The organism is Paraburkholderia sp., assembly GCF_035501035.1.
Lineage (GTDB): Bacteria > Pseudomonadota > Gammaproteobacteria > Burkholderiales > Burkholderiaceae > Paraburkholderia.
In genome coordinates this window covers 40,805-48,728 of record NZ_DATJWR010000268.1, presented here as the reverse complement: position 1 = coordinate 48,728, position 7,924 = coordinate 40,805, and the positions used below count along the sequence as shown (strand labels likewise).

The window sequence follows — 7,924 nt, the reverse complement described above, 5'->3', positions numbered from 1 at the left end:
TGGTGCCGGGGACCGGACTCGAACCGGCAAGCCGTAAGGCGGCGGATTTTCGTCACACCACGTCTTTCGACGCCACGTGCCCTCGCATGGGCGCGCGTTCGTGCGCTGGACTATGCCTTCGCCGTCGCTGCACGCTGCGTTCGCACGCCGCGCGCCGCCTTAGGCGCCCCCCGTCTAGTCTCTACACCTTCCGCGCCGCCACGTAGCGTGGCAGCCGGCTTGGCTCGGCGTTGCCTCGGCGCCCGGCGCAGTGCGCCTCGAGGCCCAGGGGGTTCGCCGAATTTGAGGGGTTCTGCACCGGCCGTTTCCGGTCGGGCACTCAATCGTCTTTCAAGTCCGCTATGTTTACCAATTTCATCACCCCGGCAGGGCGGACGCGATTCTACCATTGCACGGTGCCCACCCAAAAGGGACACAGTGCCGGCATGCCAGGAACACTGTGCGGCACCCCTTCGCCCGTCATCTGCGCGTCATGAGCGCTTTCCATAATCCGCCCATCGAAAACGTTTACAACGACGAACGGGGCCGATTGCATGACGCCAACCATCAAGGATGTCGCCGCACACGCTGGATTCTCGATTGCCACCGTTTCGCGTGCGATCAACGCGCCTCATACGGTCAACCCCGTCACGCTCGCGCGGGTGCGCGAAGCGATCGACGCCCTGAAGTTCCGCCCGAATCCGCTCGGCCGCCAGTTGCGCGGCGAGCGCACGCGCCTGATCGGCGTCGTGCTGCCCACGCTCACCAACCCGGTGTTCGCGGAGTGCCTGCAAGGCATCGACGAGTTCGCCGCCGCGCACGGCTTTCGCCTTATGCTGATGACCACACAGTACGACCGCGATCGCGAGCGTCACGCGATCGAAACGTTGCGCGCTCAACGTGTGGAGGGCCTGATCCTGACCGTCGCCGACGCGGACACCCACCCGCTGCTCGACGAGCTCGACGCTGACGGCCCGCTCTACGTGCTGATGCACAACGACACGCAACGCCGCCCTTCGGTTTCAGTGGACAACCGCGAGGCCGCGTGCGACGGCGTGCGCATGCTCATCGCGCACGGTCACCGCCGCATCCTCATGCTCGCCGGCACGCTCGCCGCCTCCGACCGTGCACGCCAACGCCACGCCGGCTATACGTACGCGATGCAGCAGGCCGGCCTCACCCCGGCTCCCGCGCTCGAAATCGATTTCAATGCCGAAACACTCGCGCCCTCCGTTCTCGCGCATCTGACGAGCGGGCCTGCGCGCCCCACGGCGCTCTTCTGCAGTAACGACCTGCTCGCCATGGTCGTGATGCGCGGCCTGCGCCGCGCCCGCCTGCGCGTACCGCAGGACATGTCGATTCTCGGCTTCGACGGCCTCGCCATGGGCGAGCTTCTCGCGCCGCCGCTCGCGAGCATCGCCACGCCGAACCGCGAGATCGGTCGCACTGCCTGGCAATGCCTGATGGCGCGCATCGGCGGCGAGCACGCGGGCGCGCTCTCGAATACGCTGCCGCACACGCTGCGCACGGGCGACACCATCGCAGCGATCGCGCACGCGCCGCTCGCTACCCACGGACCCCGCGCGCATGTCGTGCACGGCGGACCAACCGGACGCGACCTCGAACTTGGCGACGCGCTCTCCTGAATCGAACGCACGCACGCTGGAACGACAGCTCGAACAACCCGGGCCGCGCCCGCACGCGGCCCCCATCCACCAGAACGATTTCCCAACCGACCCGGAGACCCGCCGTGATCCGCCGACCCGCCTTTGCCGGCCCGCTCTCGTCTGCGTCCGCGCGCAGCGCCCTGCGCACGCTCGCCGCGCCCTTGCTGCGCATGAAACGCCTCTCCCGCGCGCTGCCGCTCGCCGCAAGCGCCGCCGCGCTGATGGCCGGCTTGACCGGCCTGTGTGCGCCGCTAGCGGCCCAGGCCGAGCAAACCGCCATCTGCTACAACTGCCCGCCCGAGTGGGCCGACTGGGCAAGCCAGATCCAGGCCATCCAGAAAGAAACCGGCATTCGCGTGCCGTTCGACAACAAGAACTCCGGCCAATCCATCGCACAACTCATGGCCGAGCAGAAGAGCCCGGTCGCCGACGTCGTCTACCTTGGCGTTTCGTCGGCGTTCCAGGCCAGGGACAAGGGCGTGATTGCGCCATACAAGCCTGCGCACTGGAACGACATTCCCGCCGACCTGAAGGACCCGCAAGGCTACTGGTTCGCGATCCATTCGGGCACGCTCGGCTTCTTCGTCAACAAGGACGCGCTCGAAGGCAAGCCGGTGCCGCGCTCTTGGGCGGACCTGCTCAAGCCCGAGTACAAGGGCATGATCGGCTACCTCGATCCGTCGAGCGCCTTCGTGGGCTACGCCGGCGCGGTGGCCGTGAATCTCGCACTGGGCGGCACGCTCGATAACTTCCAGCCCGCATTCGACTGGTTCAGCAAGCTCAAGGCCAACGAGCCCATCGTGCCCAAGCAAACGGCTTACGCGCGCGTGCTCTCCGGCGAGATTCCTATCCTGCTCGACTACGACTTCGACGCCTACCGTGCCAAATACAAGGACCACGCGAACGTCGAGTTCGTGATCCCGAAGGAAGGCACGATTTCGGTGCCCTACGTGATGAGCCTCGTGAAAAACGCGCCGCACGAAGCCAACGGCAAGAAGGTGCTCGACTTCGTGCTCTCCGACGAAGGCCAGAAGCTCTGGGCCAATGCGTATCTTCGCCCGGTGCGCGCGAGCGCGCTCTCGCCAGAGGCGGCCGCGAAGTTCCTGCCCGCGAGCGACTACGCACGCGCGAAGCCGGTGGACTTCGCGAGGATGGCGGCCCAGCAGCAGGCCTTCGGCGAGCGCTATCTGCAGATCATGCACTGATACTCGAGCCGAGCCCGCCCATGCACGACCTCACTTTCCCGTTGCGCTGGCGCGTGGCGCTCGTCGCGCCCGCGCTCGCGGTATTCCTTGCGTTCTGGCTACTGCCGATGGTCGCGCTCGTGCAGGTGAGCGCAGACGGACACTTGATCGAGACTTATCGCGCACTGCTAACGAATGGCCGCTATATGAAAAGCCTCGGCGCGACCGTCGCACTCTCGGCCGCGGTCACCGCGGCGACGCTCGTGATCTCGACGATCTGCGGCCTTCTGCTCGCACGGCGCGCGTTTGCGGGCCGGCGGGCGCTCGTTGCGCTGCTCACGTTTCCGCTCGCGTTTCCGGGTGTGGTGGTCGGCTTCATGGTCATCATGCTCGCCGGGCGCCAGGGGCTGATCGGTGCGCTCTCGCTGCGCTTGACGGGTGAGCGCTGGGTGTTCGCATACTCGATGGCGGGGCTTTTCGCGGGCTACCTGTACTTCTCGATTCCGCGCGTGATCGTGACCGTGATGGCCAGCGCGAGCCAGCTCGACGCCTCGCTCGAAGAGGCCGCGCGCTCGCTTGGCGCCTCGTCGTGGCGCGTGCTCTGCGACGTGATCGTGCCCGCACTCGCGCCCGGCCTCGTCGCGGCAGGCGCCGTCTGCTTCGCCACCGCGATGGGCGCGTTCGGCACGGCCTTCACGCTCGCCACCGACATCGACGTGCTGCCGATGACCATCTACACCGAGTTCACGCTCAACGCGAACATGGTGACCGCGGCAGGCCTCTCCATCGTGCTCGGCCTCGTCACGTGGGCGGTGCTCACGCTCGCGCGCAGCATGACGGGCGGGGCCGTGGCGGCCACCGCATGAGCGCCCTCCTGCAATCGAGGATCCCCGCATGAATTCGCTCGTCAATCCCACTGCGCCCGGCATGCACGATGCGCCGGGCCAGCCGCCCGCCACGCGGCGGCGCCTCGCGCTGAGCTCCGCGCGCGCGTGGCTTGCCTGCGCGCAATGGGTCGTTACGCTCGCCACCTGTGCGTTTCTCGTCGTGCCTGTGGCGATGTCGATCATCGCGGGACTCACGGTCAACTATTTTCGCGGTGCGGCCAGCGGCCTCACGCTGCGCTGGCTCGATCAGGTGTGGACGCAGTATCACTCGAGCGTGTTTCTTTCGCTCGAAGTGGCCGCCGCCACGCTCGTCATCACGCTCGCGACCGGCGTGCCCGCAGGCTATGCGCTCGCGCGCAGCCGCACGCGCCTCTCGCGCCTGATCGAGGAACTGCTCGTGCTGCCCGTGGCGCTGCCCGGCCTTGCCTCGGCGCTCGCGCTGCTCGTCGTGTACGGTGGCTTCAGCGCGTTTCGCATGAGCGCGGCGTTCATCGTGGTCGGCCACGTGGTGTTCACGCTGCCGTTCATGGTGCGGCCGGTGGCGGCCGTGTGCGCGTCGGCGGACCTGCGCACGCTGGAAGAAGGCGCGGCGAGCCTCGGCGCGACCTTCGTGCAGCGTTTCACGACGATCGTGCTGCCCAACGCGCGGCCCGGCATCGTGGCGGGCGCGCTCGCGGTGCTCACGCTCTCCATCGGCGAATTCAACCTGACCTGGATGCTGCACACGCCCGACACCAAGACGCTGCCCGTCGGTCTTGCGGACACCTACGCGTCGCTGCGCATCGAAGTCGGCAGCGCCTACACGATCCTGTTCTTCCTCATGACCATGCCGCTGCTCGTGGCGATTCAATGGCTCGGCGTGGACGTGCCGGGCACGGGCAGCAAGCGGCGCAATGCAGGCACGCAGAATGAAAACAAGGATTCCGAATGAAACTCGAATCGATCCCGATCACCCTCACGCGCTGCGCGAAAACGTTTCGCGGCACGCGCGTGCTCGAACCGCTCGACCTCACGATCGGCGCGGGTGAAACGCTCGTACTGCTAGGCCCCTCCGGTTGCGGAAAGACCACCACGCTCCGCATAATCGCCGGTCTGGAGACTCCCGACGCGGGCGGCCGCGTGGCCTTCGGCAACGAGGACGTGACCGCGCTGCCCATCGAGCACCGCAAGGTCGGCATGGTGTTCCAGAACTACGCGCTCTTTCCGAATCTCGATGTACGCGGCAACATCGGCTATGGCCTGAAGATCCAGCGCGTGAGTGCAGCTCACGTGCGCACGCGCGTCGACGAACTGCTCGCGATGATGCGGCTCGAAGCACACGCCGCGAAGCCGATCACCCAGCTTTCGGGTGGCCAGCGCCAGCGCGTCGCGCTAGCACGGGCGCTGGCGCCGCGCCCGCGCGTGCTGCTGCTCGACGAGCCGCTCACCGCGCTCGATGCGCGCCTGCGCGACGCCTTGCGCGGCGAGATGAACGCGCTCTTGCGTGAGCTTGGCGTGACGACGGTGTACGTGACCCACGACCAGGCCGAGGCGATGGAGCTGGGCGACCGTATCGTGGTGATGAGCGCGGGCCGCATCGAGCAGATCGGCACGCCGCGCGAGATCTACTATCAGCCCGCGAGCCGCGCGGTCGCGCAATTCGTCGGCACGCTCAATCGCATCGCGGGACAATGGCAAGGCGGCATGCTGCGCACGAGCGGCGGCGCGGTCCCGGCGGGCACAGCGCGGACGACGGGTGCCGCGGAGCTCTATTTCCGCCCCGAAGACGCCATGCTCGCCGACCCCGCCGCAGCGCATCTGCGCGGCGTGATCGAGCAGGCGACCTTCCTCGGCGAGCGCACGCGCCTCACCATCGGCGGCGCCGCGCCCGACGCGCTTCTTGTCGACGTGGCGGGCCGCGTCGAACTCGCGCGCGGCACGCCGGTCGGCATCTCGATCGCCCCCGAAGCGCTCATCGCGCTCGCGTAAATCTTACAAAGCGAGGACCTCCATGCTGCTCGTCCAGCTCAGCGACCTGCACATCAAGCAACCGGGCGCGCTCGCCTATCGCCGCGTCGATACGGCCGCGTGCCTCGCGCGCGCCATCGCACGGCTGAACGCGCTCGCGCCGCGCCCCGACGCGGTGCTCGTGACCGGCGATCTCGTCGATCGCGGCACGGCCGACGAATACCGGCACCTCAAGACGCTGCTCGACAAGCTCGAGATTCCCTGGTGGTTGCTGATCGGCAACCACGACGCGCGCGAGCCGCTGCGCGAGGTGTTCGCCGGGCGGCCCGAACTGCGCGCGGGCGGCGAGTTCGTTCACTACACGGTCGACATCGGCCCGCTGCGCGTGATCGCGCTCGACTCGATGCAGCCCGGGCAGAGCGCAGGCACGCTCTGCGAAGCGCGCCTCGCCTGGCTCGCGCGCGCGCTCGACGCGGCGCGCGAGAAGCCCGTGATCGTCGCGCTGCATCACCCTCCCTTCGATTGCGGCATCGGCCACATGGACGCGATCGGTCTCGACAGCGCGGCCGCGCAGGCGCTCGAAGCGCTCATCGCGCAGCACCCCAACGTCGAGCGCGTGCTGTGCGGCCATGTGCACCGGCCCATGTTCGTGCGCTTTGGCGGCACGATCGCTTCGGCCGTGCCCGCGCCCGCGCACCAAGTGACGCTCGATCTCTCGCCCGAAGCGCCCTCCACCTTCACGCTCGAGCCTCCCGCCTTCGCGCTGCATCGCTACGACCCGCGCGGCGGGATCGTGACGCACCACGGCTACGTCGAAACGTTCGAGGGCCCGTACCCGTTCCACGAACCCTCGGGCGACCTGATCGACTAGAGGTCCGACGGCCGGCTTGCTCAAGCGCATCCGCGGCCACGGCGGCGCCAGCGCGATTGCACGCGCTCCGGTATGATCGGCACGCTCGAAGCCTGCCTTCCTACCGGGCGCCGCCCGCACTGCGCACATGTCCACATCCGATTCCGCAACCATTGGCGAAAGCCAGTCGCTGCGCGGCCTGCTGCTCCTGCTCGCGACCATCGCGGGCGTCACGGTCGCGAACATCTATTTCAACCAGCCGCTCCTCGACGACTTCCGTCAGAGCTTCCCCGCCGGCGCTGCCTGGATCGGCGCCGTGCCGGCCGCCACGCAGCTCGGCTACGCGGCCGGCATGCTGCTGCTGGCGCCGCTGGGCGACCGCTACGACCGCCGCCGCATCATCCTCCTGCAGACCGCCGCCCTGTGCGTCGCCCTGCTCGCCGCGGCCACCGCGCCAACGCTTGGCGTGCTGGTGGGCGCGAGCCTCACGATCGGCGTGGTCGCGACCATTGCGCAACAGGCCGTGCCGTTCGCCGCCGAACTCGCGCCGCCCGAAGCACGTGGCCATGCAGTCGGCACGGTGATGAGCGGGCTCCTGCTCGGCATCCTGCTCGCGCGCACGGCCGCCGGTTTCGTCGGACAGTTCTTCGGCTGGCGCGCCGTGTTCGGCGCATCGATCGTCGCGCTGCTCGTGCTCGCGCTGGTGATCGTGAAGAAACTGCCGAAGAGCCAGCCGACTTCGACGCTCGGCTACGGCAAGCTGCTCGGCTCGATGTGGCATCTCGTGGTGGAACTGCGGGGGCTGCGCGAGGCTTCCGCTACAGGCGCGTGCCTCTTCGCCGCGTTCAGCCTCTTCTGGCCCGTGCTCACGCTGCTACTCGCGGGCGAGCCGTTCCATCTCGGGCCGCAGGCGGCGGGCCTCTTTGGCATCGTGGGGGCGGCGGGTGCGCTCGCCGCGCCGATGGCGGGCCGCTCCGCCGACAAGCGCGGGACGCGCGCGGTCATCACGATGTCGATCGCGCTCATGGCAGTCGCATTTCTCATCTTCGCGGTATCGGGCAAGAGCCTGATCGGTCTCGTGGTCGGCGTCATCGTGCTGGACGTGGGCGTGCAGGCCGCGCAGATCTCGAACCAGTCGCGCATCTACGCGCTGCGCCCCGAGGCGCGCAGCCGCGTGAATACCGTCTTCATGGTTTGCTACTTCATTGGCGGCGCGACCGGCTCGGCCGTGGGCGTCGCCGCCTGGCACGCATTCGGCTGGAGCGGCGTGTGCGTGGCCGGCCTCGCGTTCACCGCGCTCGCGGCGTGGATCCACTACGCGACGCGCCCGCGCGTGAGCGCCGACGCACAGGCTTCTTCCTGACGCCAGCCGCAGCCCGCGCATGGCGCAACGCCGTGCGCGGAACTTCG

At 68.6% G+C, this 7,924-nt stretch carries 7 protein-coding genes; all 7 read left to right on the top strand.

Going from position 1 to position 7,924, the window contains the following annotated elements; all coding sequences use genetic code 11:
• Nucleotides 1-533: 533 nt before the first annotated feature.
• Nucleotides 534-1,625 (top strand): LacI family DNA-binding transcriptional regulator, encoded by a 1,092-nt coding sequence (locus tag VMJ11_RS19875; protein ID WP_325621090.1) that lies wholly within the window; start codon nt 534-536, stop codon nt 1,623-1,625.
• Between the two features lie 242 nt (nt 1,626-1,867).
• On the top strand, nt 1,868-2,851 hold the full coding sequence (locus VMJ11_RS19870; protein ID WP_414694432.1) for an ABC transporter substrate-binding protein: 984 nt from the start codon (nt 1,868-1,870) through the stop codon (nt 2,849-2,851).
• Nucleotides 2,852-2,871: 20 nt separating this feature from the next.
• The gene (locus VMJ11_RS19865) at nt 2,872-3,696 is read left to right on the top strand and encodes an ABC transporter permease (RefSeq protein ID WP_325621089.1); all 825 of its coding nucleotides are present in this window, start codon (nt 2,872-2,874) and stop codon (nt 3,694-3,696) included.
• Nucleotides 3,697-3,757: 61 nt separating this feature from the next.
• Nucleotides 3,758-4,648, top strand: coding sequence for an ABC transporter permease (locus VMJ11_RS19860; RefSeq protein WP_325621091.1), 891 nt, complete (start codon nt 3,758-3,760; stop codon nt 4,646-4,648).
• Entirely contained in the window at nt 4,645-5,685 is a 1,041-nt protein-coding gene (locus VMJ11_RS19855) for an ABC transporter ATP-binding protein (protein WP_325621088.1), read from the top strand. Before VMJ11_RS19860 ends, VMJ11_RS19855 begins: the two co-directional genes overlap by 4 nt.
• A gap of 22 nt (nt 5,686-5,707) precedes the next feature.
• Nucleotides 5,708-6,535, top strand: a complete 828-nt coding sequence (locus tag VMJ11_RS19850) for a phosphodiesterase (protein ID WP_325621087.1) — start codon at nt 5,708-5,710, stop codon at nt 6,533-6,535.
• Nucleotides 6,536-6,662: 127 nt separating this feature from the next.
• A complete protein-coding gene (locus VMJ11_RS19845; RefSeq protein ID WP_325621086.1) occupies nt 6,663-7,877 on the top strand; it encodes an MFS transporter in 1,215 nt (404 codons plus the stop codon).
• Nucleotides 7,878-7,924 lie beyond the last annotated feature (47 nt).

Excerpts from the sequence above, each read along its gene's own strand:
- VMJ11_RS19875 (WP_325621090.1), top strand. The coding sequence starts at position 534 with ATGACGCCAACCATCAAGGATGTCGCCGCACACGCTGGATTCTCGATT.
- VMJ11_RS19870 (WP_414694432.1), top strand. The coding sequence starts at position 1,868 with ATGGCCGGCTTGACCGGCCTGTGTGCGCCGCTAGCGGCCCAGGCCGAG.
- VMJ11_RS19865 (WP_325621089.1), top strand. The coding sequence starts at position 2,872 with ATGCACGACCTCACTTTCCCGTTGCGCTGGCGCGTGGCGCTCGTCGCG.
- VMJ11_RS19860 (WP_325621091.1), top strand. The coding sequence starts at position 3,758 with ATGCACGATGCGCCGGGCCAGCCGCCCGCCACGCGGCGGCGCCTCGCG.
- VMJ11_RS19855 (WP_325621088.1), top strand. The coding sequence starts at position 4,645 with ATGAAACTCGAATCGATCCCGATCACCCTCACGCGCTGCGCGAAAACG.
- VMJ11_RS19850 (WP_325621087.1), top strand. The coding sequence starts at position 5,708 with ATGCTGCTCGTCCAGCTCAGCGACCTGCACATCAAGCAACCGGGCGCG.
- VMJ11_RS19845 (WP_325621086.1), top strand. The coding sequence starts at position 6,663 with ATGTCCACATCCGATTCCGCAACCATTGGCGAAAGCCAGTCGCTGCGC.